Consider the following 17449-nt stretch of genomic DNA (forward strand, 5'->3'; position numbering starts at 1 on the left):
AAGAACCACCGAGGCTGGAGGAAACATGTTTCCGTCCGGCCTCGGAGTCAGAAGTATCAAATCATGATCTCGCCGCCGGTGACCGGAATGACAGCGCCTGTCATGTAGCTTCCAAGTTCAGAAGCCAAAAGGACATAGGCCCCTGCGAGTTCGGCAGGCTGGCCAGCGCGGCCGATCAGGGTCTGTTGCCCAAACTTGGCGGCTTTTTCTGCCGGCATGGTAGACGGGATAAGGGGCGTCCAGATCGGGCCGGGGGCGACCGCATTCACGCGAATGCCCTTTTCAGCGAGCATTTCGGCGAGGCCGGCCGTGAAATTGGAAACGGCACCCTTGGTGGATGCATAGGCCAGAAGCTGCGGCGATGGCTGCCGCGACTGAATGGAGGTCGTGTTGATGATTGCACTTCCAGGTTTCATATGCGGGGCGGCGGCCTTTGACAGAAAGAACGGCGCATAGATATTCGTTCGGAACGTCGTGTCCCACTCATCAGCAGATATATCGGCGATATCTCCGTAGGTGCGCTGAAAAGCAGCATTGTTGACCAGAATGTCGATACCGCCGAGCTCATCGACCGCGCGCGCGACCAGCTCCTGGCAACGGTCTTCCGATGTGATGTCTCCGGCAATGACAAGCGCCTTACGGCCGGCGTCCTCGACCCATTTGGCGGTGTCGGCCGCATCATCGTCTTCGTTGAGATAGGAGATCAGAACATCGGCGCCTTCACGCGCGAAAGCAATGGCCACGGCCTTGCCAATTCCCGAATCCGCGCCGGTAATCAGTGCGACCTTGCCTTCGAGTCTTCCATTACCGCGATAGGATTTCTCGCCATGATCTGGGGCCGGTTGCATCGACGCGGTTTTGCCAGGCGGTTGTTGCTGCTGTTCTGGATACGGCGGCGTCGGGCGGCGCTGTTCTTCGGTCATGATCTTCCTCCGTTGAATGACGGAGGCTTAACCGGCTGGAAGGGTAAGCGTTCCGCGATGTGCCGCCGCCAATGCCGCAAACTGCGTGATTTCAATCCCCCTGGATCTCTCGTCTACGTCAGGGCGAAGCTTTAGCCAATTGTGTCGGATTCAGAATGCTCTGGGGAGGATATCAGCGGGCCGCCTCGATCGTCGATGGTCGCAGAGGCGCCGAATATCTCGGACTTGCTTAGCCGGGTCACGGCAAGGTTGCCGATATTTCCGCGATTGTCGAAACCTTAGGCTATTTCCAATGTTGTCAGCTCGAACAAGGGTGATGTCATCGACGGGCAGGCATTCGAGCTGACGACGGAAGATGGCGATATTGCTGACATAGCTCGGTTCAAGGACGTCATGCGTTCGGAGTGATGCGAATTAAATCCAGTACGATATCGGACACTAACATAATCTGAGGAACTATCGCGATCGCCGTAGGTTGGGCGCTTGTCTCCAACCGAAAGGAATTCTCATGTTTATGAGAGTAGACCAGCTCCAGGCGGAGCTGCCCGCGCCGAAAGCCGCGGATCCGAATGCTGCAGCCGCCCTTCAGGAGTTGCTTGGCGGAAAATACGGGGAAATGTCGACGCTGGGGAACTACATGTTCCAGTCGTTTAACTTCCGCTCGAAGTCGAAGCTCAGGCCTTTCTACAGCTTGGTTGCCAGCATCACGGCAGAAGAGCTCGGGCATGTCGAGCTCGTGAGTAACGGCGTCGCGATGCTGAATAATGGGCCTGACATCCCCGACGGTGACGAGGGCGACGGTGGAGACATATCCGGTGCTCCGTTCAAGGATATGGCAGATATCCGTTTGGCCGCGAGTTTTCTGTCGGGCGGCGGCGGCGCGATGCCGATCAACAGCAACGGCCAATCCTGGAACAACGATTTCATCACCACGACTGGCAATGTCGTTCTCGATCTGCTGCACAACTTCCACCTGGAATGCGGCGCCCGCCTTCATAAGCTGCGGGTCTATGAGACAGTGACCGACCCGACGGGTCGCGAGGTCTGCGGCTATCTTCTTGTTCGCGGGTCGGTTCACGCGCATGCCTACGCGCTGGCGCTGGAGAAAATCACCGGAGTGGACGTGAAGAAATTCCTGCCCACCCCGAATATCCCGCTTGCCAACATTCCCGAATGCCAAAAGTATCTCGACGAAGGATCGCATCGGCGCCTCTATACCTGGAGCCCGAACGACTACAAGGAGATTGCGGGCATCTGGAGCAATGACGAAGTCGCGCTGCCGGGTGATCCTCCAGGCGAACTCGAGGTCGTCGATGGGATGCCAGATGGCGGTAAAATTCAGCAGCTTGTTGGCGTGCCATCCGCTTTCACTCCGGACTATGCTCCCGAGGAAATGTTCGAAATCGCGGAAAAACTTTACAAGAAGTCTCGCTGAGCATTCTAAATTTTCAAAAACTAAGAAAGCCCGCCTCGGCGGACTTTTTGTTATTCAGGCTGCGGGAGCCCCTGTTGGTGCGACCAGGAAGCATTTGGTACACCCAACAAAATCGGCCCTCCGAATAAAACTCAGAGGGCCGATTTTTATGTCAGGTATGGTCATTCGGGACGTTCACGGCTTATTCGGCTTCGTCGTCCCAGGAGCCGCTCGGCGAGGTGGCACGTTTCTCGTCCCATTCAACGCTTGCCTGCGCCCAGTGCTCGTGCTCCTGCCCATCTGGTTTTCCGGCCTGTTCCCAAAGTTCGTATGCCCTTCGGGCAACCCATTCGTCGCGTTCGGTTTCCATGCTTCCTCCCTTAGTTGCAACGGGACCGCGCTTTCCTGCGCGGTCCGTTTACATTACGCGGCCTTCTTCGAGCCCTTGGGGTTCGCGGATGCTTCGCCGAGCTGGGTCAGAATCTGATCGGTCTCGAGCTCTTCCTGCAAGGTGGCATCGAGCAATTCGACGGCTTCGGTCAGGCCAAGCTGTTTCGCCCAGCTTTTCAGCGTACCGTACCGGGCGATCTCGTAGTGTTCGACGGCCTGCGCGGACGAGATCAGGCCAGCGTCCAGGGCAACCGACCCCTTGAACTCGTCCATGATCTCCTCGGCCTCCGAGATAATCCCTTGGATGGCTTCACAAGTCTTGCCGCGTGCCGGCTTGCCGATCAGTTCGAACACCTGCTGGAGCCGTTCGATCTGGCCTTCAGTCTGTTCCTTATGCTTTAGAAAAGCTGCCTTGCCTTCCTCGGACTGTGAGGCGCGCGCCATTTTCGGCAATGCCTTCAGGATCTGCTTCTCGGCGTAGTAGATATCCTTGAGCGTATCGAGGAACAGGTCGTCCAGTGTCTTCTCTGCCATGATAGTTCTCCTGAGTAACGGAAAGCCCGGCATGTCGATACCCGGCCGTTTGCGGGCCGATAACGTGACCTCGCAAGCGTTGTTCCGTCGTAATATGGACGCTGTGCCGACGGTACGCTGTCGTACAAAACCCATTGTCTCTGGTCGTCGCTTAGTCGGATGGCGAAGGGCCGACACGCTGAGCTCGGCCTGTCAAAAAGCGGACGCTTTCCGTTCGGGTGAGGCCTAGACCTCATTCTTTGGTAGCTTGCGTTTGGCGTCACGCAACCCATGCTAAGCCGCTTTCTCAAGCTTTTCGCGATCTTTCTCCGCGACTGCGGGACCGCTGCGGGCGGCGTCGCTGGTCGGATCGGTCTTGTCTTCGGTCATAGTGGGCTCGTCCTCTCGGTCAGATCGTTTTGGACCCCGTTCGTAACCTAGCGCTTTGTATCCTTGCTGCTCTCCGATGGATCGAAATTGATGTCCCAATCCTTTTTGGGGCCTTTATGACCCGGCGGGACCTTATGCTCCGTCGCGTCCTCGGATCCGGTGATTACAGTTGGCTTGGCGCTATGGACGCCAGATGCGTGTGGATCTGCCTGAGATGGCGCGTATTGACCTTTTGCATCGTCTTCCGGGTTGGCCATTTTTTCCTCCATTTAAGTCACTTTGAACGGTCTGCGCTACTTGAGGTCACATCAACGCATCGTGCCCCAGACGAAGCCGATGACAGCGGCGATACCAACCGCAGGCAATGGCCTGCGACGTATGCGCTCCTTCAGGTCCACGAGGAGATCAGAGGCTTGCGCCTTCGCGACACGCACGGTTGCCGACCCAATCTCGCTGGCGCTCTCCCGCAAGCGTCCCACTTCCGCCTTCAGAGCTTCCAGCTCTTCCTGGGAAGATGCGAATGGCGCGTCAGTATGCCCAAGCTCCCTAGTCGCTTTCAGCGCCTTATCGACGAGCGGCGCGTCCGAGCCAAAGCCAACCTCCTGCGAAGGGGACGGCGCGATCCCGGTTGGAATGGAGGTTGTTGTCGCCGTGACCGGGTCGGAAGCCGGGAATGTGGCCTTGAGACCATCTTCGAGTTCAGATCCAACTTCGCGGGACTGCCGGGCTTGTTCTTGTTCAAGAGCCTCAACTGCTGGGGATTTTGACGGGATCATTGATCTCCTCCTGGGTTCCATCCACGAACACTCTCTGAGGTGGAAGGTTCCCTTAGGTTCAATCATCGTCGGCCAACGAAACCAGCCGCTCTACCCCGCGTTTGTAGCTGTGACGTTGGAAACAGGAGAGAGCCTCATGGCCGACGACACCACCACCACCATCCGCGCTACGTTTGATACGCGCGAAGCAGCAGACCTTGCCGTGGAGCACCTGGTTCAGCAACACGGGATTTCGCGCCCGGACATCTTAATCCAGTCTGCGACCGATCGAAGCACAACGGGCTCCAGGCCTTCCGGTGGCGACGCGTCGCACGATTGCGGATCACGCAATGACGCCGCGCTCGAAGGGGAAATCGAGGTCTCGGCTGATATCGCTTCCGACCAGATTGCGGCTGTTCAACGCAGCCTCGGTGACGCGGGCGCGATCCGCGTGTCTGGACGCTGAAAAGTTTTGTGGGGCCGCCATAGTGCCGGCCCCACTCGTTTGCACATCAATGCGTTGAAGATGAAAAACCAGAAACCTCGGTAGTTTATTGCGATCCAACTATGGGTCGTCGGTTCGAATCCGCTCAAGGCGGCGAAATGACACCTGAAATTCTTTGAAGTTCCTCGTCAGATATCGGCCACATTTCGGTCAGGCCATTCGAGCTCAAGACTAGCGTCATCGTCCGATGGTAGGCCTCCCACACGACATCGATCGGATATTCATCGATCTGCAGCTCGAACGTACCAGGCGCATTCGGTTCACGCATGCCTGCAAGCTGGAAAGGTTGAAGGATGGTGATGCTTTTCGTGGTGGTTTTCATGACCGTGATCCTTTTCGACAACACGGACAACCCATCGGGTCGGAGGGGCGATAACAGTAACGAGGCACTGTAGGGTCATCAAAGCCCACGGCTACCAGAGTGGACATGCGACTGATCCCGAAAGGGCGAAAGCACCGCTCCTCGCCTATCGGCCTGCGTTTCTGAGGAGGTCAATTTCCTTGGCGATCGGACCGAGGAGCTTCCGCAATCTATTCTCCTCGACCCGATCGAGCCGAAACCGTATGGCGAAGTCGCTGACGAGAACCATTTTTCCTGTGCTCGGTACCCTGGTTCCGGGAATGCTTGGCTGACGCATGATCATATCCTTTAAGAAGACGGTCTGCTCAACGGAAATCCTGTAAGCTCAGGGAGATGGCACTTGTTTGCGCTTTCGAGTAAGCACTCGCGGCCACTTTCAGAATTCTGGGCCGCAATGCGTCGAAGGAGGTCAGATAGTCGCTCTCGCTGGCATTCCGGTGCGATTTCTCACAGGCGAGTACCTCGGTCGCCAGATAGAACTTTACCTCGAACATTCCGTCATAGCCACTGAATCGGACGCATCGGTTCTTGTTATCAAAACTCCGAGCTTCATTTGGAAACCTGATGCCCATCAACGGCCACCTTCATCCCGCCACCGGTCGATGGCGTCTTCCTTCGACGAGCGTCCGAACCGAGCGCCGACCGTTGAAGGTCGGCTCCGCCGCGTGAGCGCTTCCAAAAGGCTGGCTTTGGTCCTGATCCCATCGCGAAATTCGGAGGTGAGAAAAATCAATGCGTCGCGCTTCATGTCGGAACTCGCCTCGGCTTCCACACCCCGAAGACCGGCGGTCCTCAAGACGTCCCGGATCAGCTTGAAGCCGGCTTTTTCGATCTGCGTGATTGCTGCTGGATTGGAAGACATGCTGTCCTCCTTTGTTGGGGCAAGGTTCTGCACCCTTGGCGACAGCGCCCTGAAGACATGCCGTCACTACACTGTAAGTAGTGTATTTATATTAGTTTACAAGGCTGGGTCGTGGTTATTGATCGCCAGCGAAACCGCGATAAGAAGGAGGCTGGGTCGTTGGTCGCATTCGAATTGCAGCCTCACGCATCTGACCTGCCGGAGAGCAGGTGGGGCTGGGCTTTCAACAACATGGAATTCGCGGGTCTGTCTGTCACCAGCTACCCGGCATTGATGGAAAGCAATGCTGCGAGTTGTTCGAGCTGTTCCGGTAGTGCTGAAGCAGAACCGAGCATGGCTTTCTCAAGCGTCTCTTTGGATGGGTAGACTTCGTGGAAGCTCAGTAGCGTCTTGTCGCCCTGGTCCGAGAAGGACACGGTGGTGACCGCACCTTCTTCGCCTTCGTCGTTAGTCCAGACGATGCGCTCATTCGGCGTCACGTCGAGATACTTGCCGTAGAAAGCCATGGTGTCCGAACCACCGGCGCCGAATTCCAGCCGGTACTTTCCCCCGGTGCGGACGTCCATAGCGCACGATACAAGCGAAACGCCGTAAGCGGATTTCGGTACCCACCAGAGCTGGAAAAGATCAGGCTGACTCCAAGCCCTGTAAACCAAGCTCGGCGGCGCGTTGAAAATCCAGGTTACGACAAGTTCGCAATCTCCTATGCGGCTAACATAGACGCGGTTCTGATTACTACCCGCAAGTTCCGCTTGTCCGTTCATGTCTCCCTTTTTTTATTTCCCGGATAATTTTTGCAGGTGCAATTCAGGCCTCGCGAGCCTTTAAAACCGTACAGTAGCCTTAGGTGCTCGGGAGCTTTCAACCGTCGAGTCCATTGACGCGGTATATATTCCTGCAAACTCAGACGCTTAGACTTTTCTAAAGGAAAACAGTGGCCCGAATCTGTTCAAGAGCTTTCCTATTCGCACGCATCATATGCCGCCTCACGGAACACCGTTTTCGCGCGGAACACCGCCCTTTGGACCATCACGCTTGAGCCCTCTGCTGGATACTTCCAGCTTTACGTCATGTCGCAACTGCACGAAAAAGCCCGCCAAAGGCGGGCCGTTTTATTGTCTCAGCAGTATATTACTTGCCTACGGCTTTCTTGACCACGTCTTTGGCATTCCCTTTGGCCTGCTGCGTGTCGCCCTTGGCTTCCTGAGCAGCGCCTTTAGCCTGAAGCTTATGGCTGCCGGTTGCATCACCAACCGCCTGCTTCGCCTTGCCGGTGAGCTCGTTGGCTTTCCCAGAAACTTTATCAGCGGTAGAACCCATTTTTCGACCTCCTCTTAGGACGGAAACGCACAGACTACCGAGTCGCTATCCGGTCAGAACGCCGGGAAAATCCATCAGTTGACCGCTTCACGATCCGCTTGAGTAGAGAACACTTTAGCCCGCTCTTCGTTCCAGATGGCGAGCCGGAACAGGGCATCAATCTCAAAAGGAAACGCGGCTAATGCTGAACTCTAGCTGCTTTTTTCACGACCTCCTATGAGACGGCGCGCGATTCGCGGCCAAGGTCGCGCCTAAGCTCAATCATCTTAGCTTTTGGGGATGCCCATGTATATCCGTCCGTCAGACGAGGCATGATTTGATGCTGTCCAGCAGTGCTCCCGGCGCATGAGGCTTTGGGATGAAACGCTCAGCGAATGTCAGCTCTTGCTGCTCAAACGACCAGTTACCCGAGGTGAGGATGATCCTTATGGGCGGCCAACGGTCTCGAACCAATTTGGCAAGTTCAACACCTTCGGCCTCGGAAAACAGATCAATGTCGGTGAGAATGCGACGAATATCGGGCTCTGTTTCCAGAACGTCGATCGCTACTGCAGCACTTTCGGCGTCAAATACGTCATATCCCGCCTCTTCAAGTTCCTCGACCAGCAAGAACCGTAAGACAGCGTCGTCCTCAACGACAAGAATGGTCTCAGCACTCGGCATAAGTGGTCATGCCCATCGGTTACTTCGTAGGGTATCATATGCTCAGAACTGGTCGCGGCGATATCGGTTCCCTAGGTGGTCCACAGAGTTGTAACGTACTCGTCAGAATAAATCGTGGATGAAGAGGCACCGACCGGAGCCAACTCCACGGACCAGGTCGGTGTCTAGATGAGGGTGGCATTCAAAGCGAAGCGGTCGATCAGTGATAATCGGCCGCTTCGCGTTTCGAACTCATATCGCTCCGGAGTTTGCTTTCCACAAACAATCACCGCTCAGGCGAGGGCTCGGCGGCTTCGGCCCCTGGTGAAGATCCTTTGGTGGTCGGCTCGGCCGTGACGGTTTCGGCGTGCGACTGTCCAGCCTTGTCTATTCGGGCGAGGTCACGTTCCACGGTTTCACGAGACCCTTCTGCTGGGTCTTGCTCAGGATGATCGTCGGAGCCGGTTGAGGCGTCGCCGCCCATCGCTTTTTCGATACCTCGTTCGGCTTGCCTCTTTAGTTGTTCGCGCGCGCTATCGGCCGTCTCGGGATCTGTCCGCGACGCATCGCTTCCAAGATCTTTTTGTTCGTCAGTCATATTCGGTCTCCTCTTTTCGGATTTAGCGGTCGCTGATGGAAGGAAGATGGAGGATGATCTCGCGCTGGGCTTTTTCATCCAGTGGCTTAACCTGCGCCTCCCAGAACTCCGCTGCCTCCGTAGGCTCGTCCTCCCATTCCCGTGTGCTGACGATATTGTCGTCCACTTTCGCAAGACGGTGCCGGCCAGGCGCAAATACTCCATCGCCAATTTGTGCGAGGTTGTTTCCGTCCCCACTTCGCCGAGCTGATGCTCGACCTCATCACGAGATTGGCCAAGGACCTGTAGAAGGGCCGCGTGTTCTGGTTTCCCTGCTCGATCCTTCAGGAACTCGCCGAGCGGCGTCCTGGTCTCATGTCCTCCGGATGGTTCGTTCCCCATATGGAGGACAACTGTCTCGCCGCCGCTCATGTCCAAAGACCAACGATCGCCGTTGGCGCTTACGGAAAATTCTTTGAGGGGGAAGGCGGTTATGGCAGCCGACTGCTCAAGCGAACGATTTCCGCTCATCTGGGTGGGACGATAGCATATAACTGGACACCGAGCGGAGCTCACGTGACGCTGACCATTGATGGAAACCGTCTCGCCGTCTGAGTTACCATCTAGTCATCATGCTTTCGTCTTGCATCGGCGCCGGCACATGCTGCGATTAAGTGCGGGCGTGACGCTTCAGGGTGAACTCCGTCGGTGAGGGCGTGCTGGCACAGGTCGATGGCGCGCCAATACGTCGGGCCCGACTTGTGGCTGAGTGTTTTTGTTGAGTTTCAGCATTTCCTCCACTTCTCCATTTCGCATCGTCCTACCTAATCCGGTATATGTCGTTGACCAAAAACAACGTTTTTGAGTTCGTGTGGATCGCAGTAAAATAGAAAAGGGGGGCAAAGCCTCGCGATAATCGACACTCAGGGGCGGCAATGCTTCCACAGTATTGCGACCACGTCGATATCCTTGTTTAAATAACGGAATTCGGACTACGATCTTGGGACGATATCGAATGCCGCTAGGAAGATAGTTGTGCTCAAAATATACCCGGATGGCCCCGACGCTGGTTCACTAGACGGTGAGGGTGCTCTTCCAGAAGGCGTCATTTGGATTGATCTGCTAAATCCATCTGCACAGGAAATCGCGTTTGTTGAGCAGAAAGCGAAAGTGCACGTCCCCTCGCGCGAAGACCTCAGTGAGATCGAGGTCTCAAGCAGATTGGCAAAGGAGGGTGACCATCTCTATTTGAGCGCGCCTGTGATCGGCCATGCCACGCTCGAGCACGCTGAATTATCTCCCGCCGGATTCATCGTCGGCAAAGATCTGCTTATCACCATTCGGTTCGAAAACTTGCCCACATTCGATGCGGTAGTGGAGCGACTGCGACACGACAAAATGCTTACGAGCGGATTTGGCGTCTTCATCGCGCTTCTGGAAGCGATTGTCGATCGAGGCGCCGATGTTCTAGAGCATATCGCGACGGCGGTTGACGAGGTTTCGCGGTCTGTCTTCAAGGGAAACCTGAGGGGCTCGATTTCGCCGAGGAGCACAAATCTCACTCTCAGGAATGCCTTGGCAAAGGTCGGTGCTCTGGGCGATCGTTCATCGAAGGCCAGAGACGTCCTGCTGGGGGTTGGCAGGATTGCGGCGTTCACCGTCGATATCTGTCACGAGATGCTGACGGACGAAGCTCGCGATCAGCTGCATGCGGTCACCAAGGATGTCACGTCTCTCAGCGACTACGAGACCCATCTCTCCGATAAGACACAGTTTCTCCTTGATGCCGTTCTCGGATTTATCACCATCGAGCAGAACGATATCTTCAAAGTGCTGACGATTGCCTCTGTTGTCGGCGTTCCACCCACTCTCATGGCGGGCATCTGGGGGATGAATTTCAAATTCATGCCCGAACTTGGCTGGACGTGGGGTTATCCGTTCGCATGGGCGATCATCATTCTCAGTGCGATCGTGCCTCTGCTATGGTTTTGGCGCAAAGGCTGGTTTTAAGCCGGTAAGCGTATCGCCTCAAAGGTTGAGCTTCGAAAAAGCGTAGGCGAGGATAACGGTCACAAGGATCGTGACCAGCAATAGGATCAGGATGTTGGCGGGTTTGAGAACATTTGCAGCACTTTGCTCGATTGGCGGCATAAGAGGCATCAAACCGGGACAGACCGACCGGTGTAAGTTTTAACCCCATGCCTTCCATCTATGATGGCCAGCTCAGTGTGGGCATGAGGACGTGCTGGTGATCAAATTGTCGTTCTGGATATGGCTTGCGATCCTCGCGATACCCGTATTTTCCTTGGTCGCAGCGCAGTGGGATATAAACAATGGCCCATCAATCGGCGGTGGGGGCTATGACCTGGGACCGTTCATTTATTCCTGGTTGCTTATTATCATCACATTCATCTGGTCTCTCTGCGTTCTGGGGGTTGCGATCGTTCGCCGGAGCCGGACCTCACAGCTGACGAACTTTGGCCTGCCGGCAATTGGCGCCATTACATTCGCCATTCTCTTTCTAGTATACCAAAACAACCTTTTCTGAATATTTCGGCTGCTGTCGCGGCGATGGTCAAAGGCTTGACGCTTGATCTGGCACCCCGACGCATTACAGTGAACAACGTGCAGCCCGGCCCGACCGATACTGAAATGAATGCAGGCGCTTTGGAGTACATGTCCGAGCGTAGCCCCATAAAGCGCGTTGCTGGCCCTGGCTCCTCCTACATGACCGGTTCCAGCTTGACGATAAATGGCGGCTGGGTGCTCTAGTGTGCGACGCGCGATGATGAAGGCGATGCAGCCATATCCGTATCGGCCGCATCGCCATGCTTGCCAGAGCCTCTCAGGCTGCCGAGGCATCTGCCAGCTCTGGGGAACCGTCACAGGGTTTAAGGCTTTCTAGCTGGTGTTTTGATGTGCGGTCGCGCGCTTGGAGAATTGGCATGTATCATTTGGGTCGCGTCATCGATCATATTCATCTTCGGGTCTCCGATCTCGAGGCCAGCCGTAGGTTCTATCGCGCGATCTGTGATTCGCTTCATCTTGAAGGCGTTTTCGAAGATGGGGCAGATCACTTTGTGATCGATGAAATCTATGTGGATGCTGCCGATGATTACGTGTCGCGAATCCACTTGGCTTTTCAGGCTCGCTCACGAGAGTACGTGGACGCGTTTTACCGGCTGGCGCTCGAAGCCGGAGGCCGTCCCAATGGAGCGCCCGGCCTGAGGCCATACCACGACAGATACTATGCAGCCTTTGTGCTCGATCCAGATGGGAACAATATTGAAGCCGTCTGTGATGCCCCAAGTTTCCGCAGTGCAGATTCCGTCGTGGTCGAACGAACCTAATCGGTAAACGACCAACAGCTAATTGGCGTGGCTCGGTTAGTCGACACGCTCTGCCCGGAATTTCCTCACCCGGGCAACCGAGCCACACGTCTTGTGTAAACACCACCGCCGCTGCGCGACTGATCCAGAAATAGCCGGCCCGCGCGATGGCTCTTAAGCGCGGACGCCGATAAGACGGGCTGATCGATGTAGAATATCAACACCGACCAGCATTCAATCTTGCCAGCTTCAAAATCTTGGTCGCGATGGAGATCATCCATGCTCCCTGGGACCTAAGACTGGAGGATGATTATCCGATGACGAACTTGCCGCGGTTCTGCTCAATGAACTGATCGAGATTTGTCAGCGGCAAACCCCAGCCACGAACGGCATCAAGATCGACCTGATAGCCCTCGACGTTGTTCCATGTTTCGCTCCTCGCAACCAACGGATTGACGCCTCTTGCTAGCAGTTCGTCCTCGGAAGAGCAGACGGAAGAGACCGGTTTCCCAGTAGCCTTGGCCAACTTGTTCGCGAGTTCAGGCAATGTGATTGTGTCGCCTGCGAGGTCGATCTCATGTCCGTGGAAACGCTCCGGATCGGCAAAGGCTGCGGCGGCAAACGCACCGATGTCGTGCGCTGCAATCCAGTCGAGAGGGGTATCAGGCGCAATCGCAGTATCGAACTGGCCACGTTCGGCCAGTGTGGGATACATTGTCTTCACCATAGGAGGAACGAGATTTTCCATGATCAAAGACGGTTTGAGGATCACCCAATAGGCGAAGCCTGCCGCCTTGACTATCTCGTTCACAGCGGACTTGTTGTTCCAATATAGTGGTTCCCAGCGTCCCTCATCCCACCCGACGAAGTTCTTTTGATCGCCCGCACGCGCCACCGATGTGTGAACAACCACTCGCACGCCAGCGCGGCTTGCAGCCTCGATCAACGTCCTGCCCGTCACGACCTCGGTTTCCGGGTCGCCAGGATGCGAACCCATTTGCATCGAGAAGACGCCATCCACGCCGGCCAACGCGGCATCGAGGCTGGCGATGTCGTTGAAGTCACCCTTCACGACCTCGACGCCCTGTGCCGCTAGCGCTTGTGCCGCAGAGGACTGAGGATCGCGTGTCATAGCGCGAACGGGACGGCCAGCTCGCAAAAGGGCGGCGGCAACAGCGCCGCCTTGTTTACCCGTGGCACCTGTGACGAGGATTGGAGGGTTAGATGAAGCGGGCATAAAAATCCTTTCTTGGAGTTTTAGGGCGTCGTTCGCCGTAGAGGTTCCGACCCAAGATAGGAGCCACAATACGAAACGCAATAGTTTCGGAAAGATTGTGTTTCGTTTTTTATGATCTATATGTTGGCCATGAGCACACAGTCGAACGAACATCAGCGCCGCCTGCCCCCAGCAGACCGAGGGCGCTCTCAGGACAAAAGCCGGGACGACGCCATCATCGAGGCGGCGCTCGAACTCCTCGCAGAGAAGGGCTACCACGGTCTGACAATGACCGACGTTGCGGCGCGGGCAGGCGTATCGAAAGCTACGCTTTACAGACGTTGGACCGCAAAAGCGGATGTTGTTGCCGACGCCGTCGCTACCCTCAGTCCAATGAAGCCACCCAGCTACACCGGTACTTCGCTGCGAGACGATCTGGTCGCTTTGATGGAGCAGGCCGGCAACTGCGATGATCGTCCTGAGATCGCAACTGCGACGTTCGAGATGGCACGGTCGCACCCTGATCTTTATCGAACATTGTCCAATCGTTTCAGCAAGTTTGTCAGAGCGGAACTAGAGTTTCTGGCCAAACGAGCAGCCGATGAGGGGAATCGGCATCTGTCGGAGGTCGCGCTCGACGTTTTGAGTGATACGGTGATAGCGCTTCTTGCCCATAATGGTGGACCGGATGGAAGATCCGTTCCTCGCGAACGTCTGATAACGTTAGTCGATGAAGTGCTAATGGTCCTGATAATGGGGAGACGTGCTGCGGAATAATCGATCACGTTTGCAGCAACTTTCCCTGCTTCCGTTATGGGTGACCGTCCGATTACGACCGCTTCTGTGCAGAGCTGCCGAGATCGCCGGCCTAATCCCGCCCATTCTCAAGAGGAAGCAGTTGCGCATATTTGAGAATTGTTTCGGACAATTTTGAAACTGAGGGGTTGGCGGTTCGTATGCCTTCAAGAGCTGACCAATCCAGGAAGCTGCAAACATACGAGGTCGCAATTTCGCGTTACAAACCGTGTGCTCTTCGGGGTGATCCGACATCCTTCTCAACGACGTGGGTCAGTCTTCCTCTAGCCGTCTCGCATCTGCATCCGCGCAAGCGGCTATGAAATGGGACCGGGAGATTTCGGGATGAACACCGTTGGTGAGGGCGTGCTGACAGAGATCGAAAGCGCGCCAGTATATCGGACCGGACCTATGGGTCAGGTTTTTCATATGCCGCAGGGCGTCCGCGGGACCCGAGATTGTCTTGGTCAAAAGCGGGCCATCGCCGACATAGACGGGGGACTTCCAACGCACTGTGAAGTCGACTGCGACTAATCCCATCGCGTCCTCATGAGGTTGTAGACTGACTGAAGCGAGGTCATGCGGGGAGAAACACTGAAGTGCTGACCGCCGAAAGCTTCTGGCCCGGAATGTCTACAATTTCTGCTGTTTTTTGAGTTTTCCCGAAGAGGCTCGAAAGAGTCCCTAGCACCTGTTTGACCGCGTCCGAATCGCATCTGTAGAAGATTGTTTGTGCATCCCGCCTGGTTTTTACGAGTTTCGCGCCCCTGAGCTTCCCGAGGTGTTGCGAAAGGGCCGATTGGCTGAGCTCCGTCATGACGGCAAGCGAGCCGACTGAAACCTCCTGCTTGCTCAGGATATTGAGTATCAGCATTCGCTTGTGGTTGGCCATGGCGGACAGCAGTTCGGCCGCCTTCGCCAGGAAGGTCTCCGAGTATATAGTTGTCGGCATTAGTAGCTCCGGGCGCACAACATCCTCCCCATCATGGGACAGGTACGTCTGCGGGATATACGAAAGCGCGATCGGGAACCGCTGTTCCCGAGAATGCCGCAGCGGGGCGGCAAGGTATGCACAGTCTCACCTATCGTGAGCATATGCAACATAAGTGTTTTAGGCTTCTCGTCGGGCTTGGACGTTCCACTTCGCAGTGTCGATGAACGCCTCAGTTTTTGGACCAGCTTGCGAAGCAAAGGCTCGTATCTTTGAGAAGTTCGGTGGTGGGCTGAGTGGCCGACTCTCGTCGACCGCTCAGCGATTCAAAGTGACAGTGGCGGTGGATGCCGCAGCTGTTTTGTCTCACGTTGCTGGAGGCGACGCTTTTCCGAGCTTCACAGACGGCTCGCGGCTCCAGACACGCAGCTTGCCGAGTTCTGCCACGAACGCTGATGGTCCTTCTCCACCGGGCAGCGTAACAACACCTTCGTCCAGTGCGTCCGCAATTCCGGCTTTGGCCAAGAGGGGCAGAGCCGACGGGGCGTAGCCGATGAACTTACAATGCTGGAAAGCGTCGGCGACGAAGTCGCGGGCTGCAGCCTCGTTGACGATATCTTCGATTGCGGCTGCGGATGTTAACAAAGCAACCGCATCGAACAGCACCGATGGGCCGCCATCGATCATATGTTGAGCGTCGATCAGCGTACCGTCGGCCGCTGTCACACCACCGACCTTTGGCGCGATCAGCTCGACGACACCCTTCTCCTTGACAATAGCGTCGCTCAGGCCCTTCAGCAGCTTTACATCGACGCCATCGGTCACAAGGATGCCGAGCTTGCGGCCTTCGAAACGCTTGGGGCCACGTTCGACGATACTGAGCGCCGGCGAAGGCTCCAGATCCTGACGGGTGGGCATGGCGGCGTCCGCCGGCTTCGGCATCGCCTTGAACCCGAGCTTCTGGGCGACGGTCGTTGCCAGCGTCTCATCAATGTTGAGCAGATGCGACACCATCCGCTCCCGGATCACCAATGCCTCGACCTTGCTCAGCTCAAAGGTCAGAGCAGAGGCAATGTGGCGCTGCTCGGCACCAGTCTGGCTGATGTAGAATTGGCGAGCCTGGCTGTAGTGATCGGCAAAGCTCTCCGGCCGCAGCCGCGCCTTGGTGCCCTGTTCCTCGGCTGGAAAATGACGGTAGCCACGTGTTGGCGATTCCCTTGGGCCTTCGCCATGCGAGTTCGGCTGGTAGTTGGTGCGTCCAACCGGATTGCGCATCGCCATATGGCCATCCTGCTGGAAATTGTGCATGGGACACTTCGGCGCGTTGATCGGCAGATGGGTGAAATTCGGTCCGCCCAGCCGTTTTAGCTGCGTGTCGAGATAGGAGAAGTTGCGGCCTTGCAGCAGCGGATCGTTGGAAAAGTCGATGCCCGGCGGCACGTTCTGAGTCATGAAGGCGACCTGCTCGGTTTCGGCAAAGAAGTTGTCCGGCATACGACCGAGCACAAGCCGGCCGATCGGCTGGGGTTTAAGGATTTCTTCCGGGATGATCTTGGTCGGATCAAGCACGTCAAAGTCGAAGCTGTCGGCGAACGCCTGGTCGAAGAGCTGGACCTGCAGCTCCCATTCCGGAAAGTTGCCGGACTGGATCGCATTCCAGAGATCGCGGCGATGGAAATCCGGATCGGCACCGTTGATCTTGACCGCCTCGTTCCAGGCGACCGACTGCAGGCCGAGCTTCGGTTTCCAATGAAACTTGACGAAGGTGGATTCATCCTTGGCGTTGACCAGGCGGAAGGTGTGGACGCCGAACCCTTCCATGAACCGCAACGAGCGTGGGATAGTTCGGTCCGACATGATCCACATGACCATGTTCATGCTTTCCGGTGTCAGGCTGATGAAATCCCAGAAGTTGTCATGCGCCGTTTGCGCCTGCGGGAAAGCCCGATCAGGCTCCTGATTGGCGGCATGGATCAGGTCGGGAAATTTGATGGCATCTTGAATGAAGAAGACAGGAATGTTGTTGCCGACGAGATCCCAGTTGCCCTCTTTCGTGTAGATCTTCACCGCGAAACCGCGCACGTCGCGCGCCAGATCGGCAGAACCCTTGTTGCCGGCGACCGTCGAAAATCGCACGAACGCTGGTGTCTTCTCGCCGGCGCGCTGGAGAAAGTCGGCGCGGGTGTATTTGGCGAAGGACTCGTATGTCTCGAAATAACCGTGAGCTCCATAGCCGCGGGCATGTACAACGCGTTCGGGAATTCGTTCGTGGTCGAAGTGGAACATTTTCTCGCGGAAATGAAAATCATCGACGACCAGCGGGCCGCGCGCGCCGACGCGAAGAGAGTTCTGGTCGTCGGAGACCGGCCCGCCCTGGGCCGTCGTCATTACCGGCGTGTCGCCCCCAGCGATCTGGTGAAGTTCCCCACCGGCACCACGCGTCAGTTTCTGATCGTGAATAGTCGCGGTGACAAGTTTAGGCTCTGCCGACGCGGTCGCTGGTTTTTTGGCCATGGATCAAGCTCC

Annotated in this window: 22 protein-coding genes and 1 pseudogene; 7 read left to right on the forward strand and 16 right to left on the reverse strand. The window is 56.3% G+C overall.

Going from position 1 to position 17449, the window contains the following annotated elements; all coding sequences use genetic code 11:
* Window positions 1-56 precede the first annotated feature (56 nt).
* Window positions 57-923, reverse strand: a complete 867-nt coding sequence (locus tag ACRQ1B_RS16445) for an SDR family oxidoreductase (RefSeq protein WP_432294847.1) — start codon at window positions 921-923, stop codon at window positions 57-59.
* Window positions 924-1431: 508 nt separating this feature from the next.
* On the opposite strand from ACRQ1B_RS16445, the gene ACRQ1B_RS16450 reads away from it, so the two are divergent.
* Window positions 1432-2358, forward strand: coding sequence for a manganese catalase family protein (locus tag ACRQ1B_RS16450; protein ID WP_148148540.1), 927 nt, complete (start codon window positions 1432-1434; stop codon window positions 2356-2358).
* Between the two features lie 181 nt (window positions 2359-2539).
* On the opposite strand, the gene ACRQ1B_RS16455 is transcribed toward ACRQ1B_RS16450, so the two are convergent.
* The 4 genes from ACRQ1B_RS16455 to ACRQ1B_RS16470 all read right to left on the reverse strand — a co-directional run bounded on the left by ACRQ1B_RS16455 (window position 2540) and on the right by ACRQ1B_RS16470 (window position 4406).
* Window positions 2540-2707 (reverse strand): DUF2934 domain-containing protein, encoded by a 168-nt coding sequence (locus tag ACRQ1B_RS16455; RefSeq protein ID WP_432294848.1) that lies wholly within the window; start codon window positions 2705-2707, stop codon window positions 2540-2542.
* Between the two features lie 53 nt (window positions 2708-2760).
* Window positions 2761-3264 carry a YciE/YciF ferroxidase family protein gene (locus tag ACRQ1B_RS16460; RefSeq protein WP_432295286.1) on the reverse strand — a complete coding sequence of 168 codons (504 nt, stop codon included), beginning with the start codon at window positions 3262-3264 and terminating at the stop codon, window positions 2761-2763.
* A gap of 413 nt (window positions 3265-3677) precedes the next feature.
* Window positions 3678-3887 (reverse strand): hypothetical protein, encoded by a 210-nt coding sequence (locus ACRQ1B_RS16465; RefSeq protein ID WP_432294849.1) that lies wholly within the window; start codon window positions 3885-3887, stop codon window positions 3678-3680.
* Between the two features lie 51 nt (window positions 3888-3938).
* Window positions 3939-4406: a hypothetical protein gene (locus tag ACRQ1B_RS16470; RefSeq protein WP_432294850.1), complete on the reverse strand. Its 468-nt coding sequence runs from the start codon at window positions 4404-4406 to the stop codon at window positions 3939-3941.
* 136 nt (window positions 4407-4542) lie between these two features.
* On the opposite strand from ACRQ1B_RS16470, the gene ACRQ1B_RS16475 reads away from it, so the two are divergent.
* The gene (locus ACRQ1B_RS16475; RefSeq protein WP_432294851.1) at window positions 4543-4851 is read left to right on the forward strand and encodes a hypothetical protein; all 309 of its coding nucleotides are present in this window, start codon (window positions 4543-4545) and stop codon (window positions 4849-4851) included.
* 124 nt (window positions 4852-4975) lie between these two features.
* On the opposite strand, the gene ACRQ1B_RS16480 is transcribed toward ACRQ1B_RS16475, so the two are convergent.
* The 7 genes from ACRQ1B_RS16480 to ACRQ1B_RS16510 all read right to left on the reverse strand — a co-directional run bounded on the left by ACRQ1B_RS16480 (window position 4976) and on the right by ACRQ1B_RS16510 (window position 8673).
* Entirely contained in the window at window positions 4976-5212 is a 237-nt protein-coding gene (locus ACRQ1B_RS16480; protein WP_432294852.1) for a hypothetical protein, read from the reverse strand.
* Window positions 5213-5556: 344 nt separating this feature from the next.
* On the reverse strand, window positions 5557-5823 hold the full coding sequence (locus ACRQ1B_RS16485) for a DUF1488 family protein (protein WP_432294853.1): 267 nt from the start codon (window positions 5821-5823) through the stop codon (window positions 5557-5559).
* The gene (locus ACRQ1B_RS16490; protein ID WP_432294854.1) at window positions 5823-6113 is read right to left on the reverse strand and encodes a hypothetical protein; all 291 of its coding nucleotides are present in this window, start codon (window positions 6111-6113) and stop codon (window positions 5823-5825) included. The genes ACRQ1B_RS16485 and ACRQ1B_RS16490 overlap by 1 nt, the downstream gene beginning before the upstream one ends.
* A gap of 260 nt (window positions 6114-6373) precedes the next feature.
* The gene (locus ACRQ1B_RS16495) at window positions 6374-6877 is read right to left on the reverse strand and encodes an SRPBCC family protein (RefSeq protein WP_432294855.1); all 504 of its coding nucleotides are present in this window, start codon (window positions 6875-6877) and stop codon (window positions 6374-6376) included.
* Window positions 6878-7244: 367 nt separating this feature from the next.
* On the reverse strand, window positions 7245-7433 hold the full coding sequence (locus ACRQ1B_RS16500; protein WP_432294856.1) for a CsbD family protein: 189 nt from the start codon (window positions 7431-7433) through the stop codon (window positions 7245-7247).
* Between the two features lie 300 nt (window positions 7434-7733).
* On the reverse strand, window positions 7734-8096 hold the full coding sequence (locus tag ACRQ1B_RS16505) for a response regulator (RefSeq protein WP_432294857.1): 363 nt from the start codon (window positions 8094-8096) through the stop codon (window positions 7734-7736).
* Window positions 8097-8361: 265 nt separating this feature from the next.
* Window positions 8362-8673, reverse strand: a complete 312-nt coding sequence (locus tag ACRQ1B_RS16510) for a hypothetical protein (RefSeq protein ID WP_432294858.1) — start codon at window positions 8671-8673, stop codon at window positions 8362-8364.
* 1014 nt (window positions 8674-9687) lie between these two features.
* Here ACRQ1B_RS16510 and corA point away from each other — a divergent pair.
* From corA to ACRQ1B_RS16530, 4 genes and pseudogenes are all read left to right on the forward strand, one after another.
* Complete coding sequence (gene corA / locus ACRQ1B_RS16515) at window positions 9688-10662, forward strand: magnesium/cobalt transporter CorA (RefSeq protein WP_432294859.1); 975 nt, start codon at window positions 9688-9690, stop codon at window positions 10660-10662.
* A 238-nt stretch (window positions 10663-10900) separates the two neighbouring features.
* Complete coding sequence (locus ACRQ1B_RS16520; RefSeq protein WP_432294860.1) at window positions 10901-11200, forward strand: hypothetical protein; 300 nt, start codon at window positions 10901-10903, stop codon at window positions 11198-11200.
* Window positions 11201-11208: 8 nt separating this feature from the next.
* A pseudogene (locus tag ACRQ1B_RS16525) lies at window positions 11209-11424 on the forward strand (SDR family oxidoreductase); the annotation flags it as partial.
* Window positions 11425-11597: 173 nt separating this feature from the next.
* The gene (locus ACRQ1B_RS16530; protein ID WP_432294861.1) at window positions 11598-12002 is read left to right on the forward strand and encodes a VOC family protein; all 405 of its coding nucleotides are present in this window, start codon (window positions 11598-11600) and stop codon (window positions 12000-12002) included.
* A gap of 289 nt (window positions 12003-12291) precedes the next feature.
* On the opposite strand, the gene ACRQ1B_RS16535 is transcribed toward ACRQ1B_RS16530, so the two are convergent.
* Window positions 12292-13218, reverse strand: a complete 927-nt coding sequence (locus tag ACRQ1B_RS16535; RefSeq protein WP_432294862.1) for an NmrA/HSCARG family protein — start codon at window positions 13216-13218, stop codon at window positions 12292-12294.
* Window positions 13219-13329: 111 nt separating this feature from the next.
* Between ACRQ1B_RS16535 and ACRQ1B_RS16540 the strand changes: the two genes are divergently transcribed.
* Window positions 13330-13974, forward strand: a complete 645-nt coding sequence (locus tag ACRQ1B_RS16540; protein ID WP_432294863.1) for a TetR/AcrR family transcriptional regulator — start codon at window positions 13330-13332, stop codon at window positions 13972-13974.
* Window positions 13975-14265: 291 nt separating this feature from the next.
* On the opposite strand, the gene ACRQ1B_RS16545 is transcribed toward ACRQ1B_RS16540, so the two are convergent.
* The 3 genes from ACRQ1B_RS16545 to katE all read right to left on the reverse strand — a co-directional run bounded on the left by ACRQ1B_RS16545 (window position 14266) and on the right by katE (window position 17437).
* A complete protein-coding gene (locus ACRQ1B_RS16545) occupies window positions 14266-14532 on the reverse strand; it encodes a DUF982 domain-containing protein (RefSeq protein ID WP_432294865.1) in 267 nt (88 codons plus the stop codon).
* A 37-nt stretch (window positions 14533-14569) separates the two neighbouring features.
* Window positions 14570-14944: an ArsR/SmtB family transcription factor gene (locus tag ACRQ1B_RS16550; RefSeq protein ID WP_432294866.1), complete on the reverse strand. Its 375-nt coding sequence runs from the start codon at window positions 14942-14944 to the stop codon at window positions 14570-14572.
* 345 nt (window positions 14945-15289) lie between these two features.
* Complete coding sequence (gene katE, locus ACRQ1B_RS16555; RefSeq protein ID WP_432294868.1) at window positions 15290-17437, reverse strand: catalase; 2148 nt, start codon at window positions 17435-17437, stop codon at window positions 15290-15292.
* Window positions 17438-17449: the final 12 nt, after the last annotated feature.

The organism is Endobacterium panacihumi (assembly GCF_050847465.1).
In the GTDB taxonomy this organism is placed as follows: domain Bacteria; phylum Pseudomonadota; class Alphaproteobacteria; order Rhizobiales; family Rhizobiaceae; genus Neorhizobium; species Neorhizobium panacihumi.

Coding starts and splice junctions, on each gene's coding strand:
- ACRQ1B_RS16480 (WP_432294852.1), bottom strand. CDS start 5,212: ATGAAAACCACCACGAAAAGCATCACCATCCTTCAACCTTTCCAGCTT.
- ACRQ1B_RS16490 (WP_432294854.1), bottom strand. CDS start 6,113: ATGTCTTCCAATCCAGCAGCAATCACGCAGATCGAAAAAGCCGGCTTC.
- ACRQ1B_RS16455 (WP_432294848.1), bottom strand. CDS start 2,707: ATGGAAACCGAACGCGACGAATGGGTTGCCCGAAGGGCATACGAACTT.
- ACRQ1B_RS16445 (WP_432294847.1), bottom strand. CDS start 923: ATGACCGAAGAACAGCGCCGCCCGACGCCGCCGTATCCAGAACAGCAG.
- ACRQ1B_RS16475 (WP_432294851.1), top strand. CDS start 4,543: ATGGCCGACGACACCACCACCACCATCCGCGCTACGTTTGATACGCGC.
- ACRQ1B_RS16485 (WP_432294853.1), bottom strand. CDS start 5,823: ATGGGCATCAGGTTTCCAAATGAAGCTCGGAGTTTTGATAACAAGAAC.
- katE (WP_432294868.1), bottom strand. CDS start 17,437: ATGGCCAAAAAACCAGCGACCGCGTCGGCAGAGCCTAAACTTGTCACC.
- ACRQ1B_RS16530 (WP_432294861.1), top strand. CDS start 11,598: ATGTATCATTTGGGTCGCGTCATCGATCATATTCATCTTCGGGTCTCC.
- ACRQ1B_RS16495 (WP_432294855.1), bottom strand. CDS start 6,877: ATGAACGGACAAGCGGAACTTGCGGGTAGTAATCAGAACCGCGTCTAT.
- ACRQ1B_RS16545 (WP_432294865.1), bottom strand. CDS start 14,532: ATGGGATTAGTCGCAGTCGACTTCACAGTGCGTTGGAAGTCCCCCGTC.
- ACRQ1B_RS16535 (WP_432294862.1), bottom strand. CDS start 13,218: ATGCCCGCTTCATCTAACCCTCCAATCCTCGTCACAGGTGCCACGGGT.
- ACRQ1B_RS16450 (WP_148148540.1), top strand. CDS start 1,432: ATGTTTATGAGAGTAGACCAGCTCCAGGCGGAGCTGCCCGCGCCGAAA.
- ACRQ1B_RS16465 (WP_432294849.1), bottom strand. CDS start 3,887: ATGGCCAACCCGGAAGACGATGCAAAAGGTCAATACGCGCCATCTCAG.
- ACRQ1B_RS16470 (WP_432294850.1), bottom strand. CDS start 4,406: ATGATCCCGTCAAAATCCCCAGCAGTTGAGGCTCTTGAACAAGAACAA.
- ACRQ1B_RS16540 (WP_432294863.1), top strand. CDS start 13,330: ATGATCTATATGTTGGCCATGAGCACACAGTCGAACGAACATCAGCGC.
- ACRQ1B_RS16505 (WP_432294857.1), bottom strand. CDS start 8,096: ATGCCGAGTGCTGAGACCATTCTTGTCGTTGAGGACGACGCTGTCTTA.
- ACRQ1B_RS16550 (WP_432294866.1), bottom strand. CDS start 14,944: ATGCCGACAACTATATACTCGGAGACCTTCCTGGCGAAGGCGGCCGAA.
- ACRQ1B_RS16510 (WP_432294858.1), bottom strand. CDS start 8,673: ATGACTGACGAACAAAAAGATCTTGGAAGCGATGCGTCGCGGACAGAT.
- ACRQ1B_RS16500 (WP_432294856.1), bottom strand. CDS start 7,433: ATGGGTTCTACCGCTGATAAAGTTTCTGGGAAAGCCAACGAGCTCACC.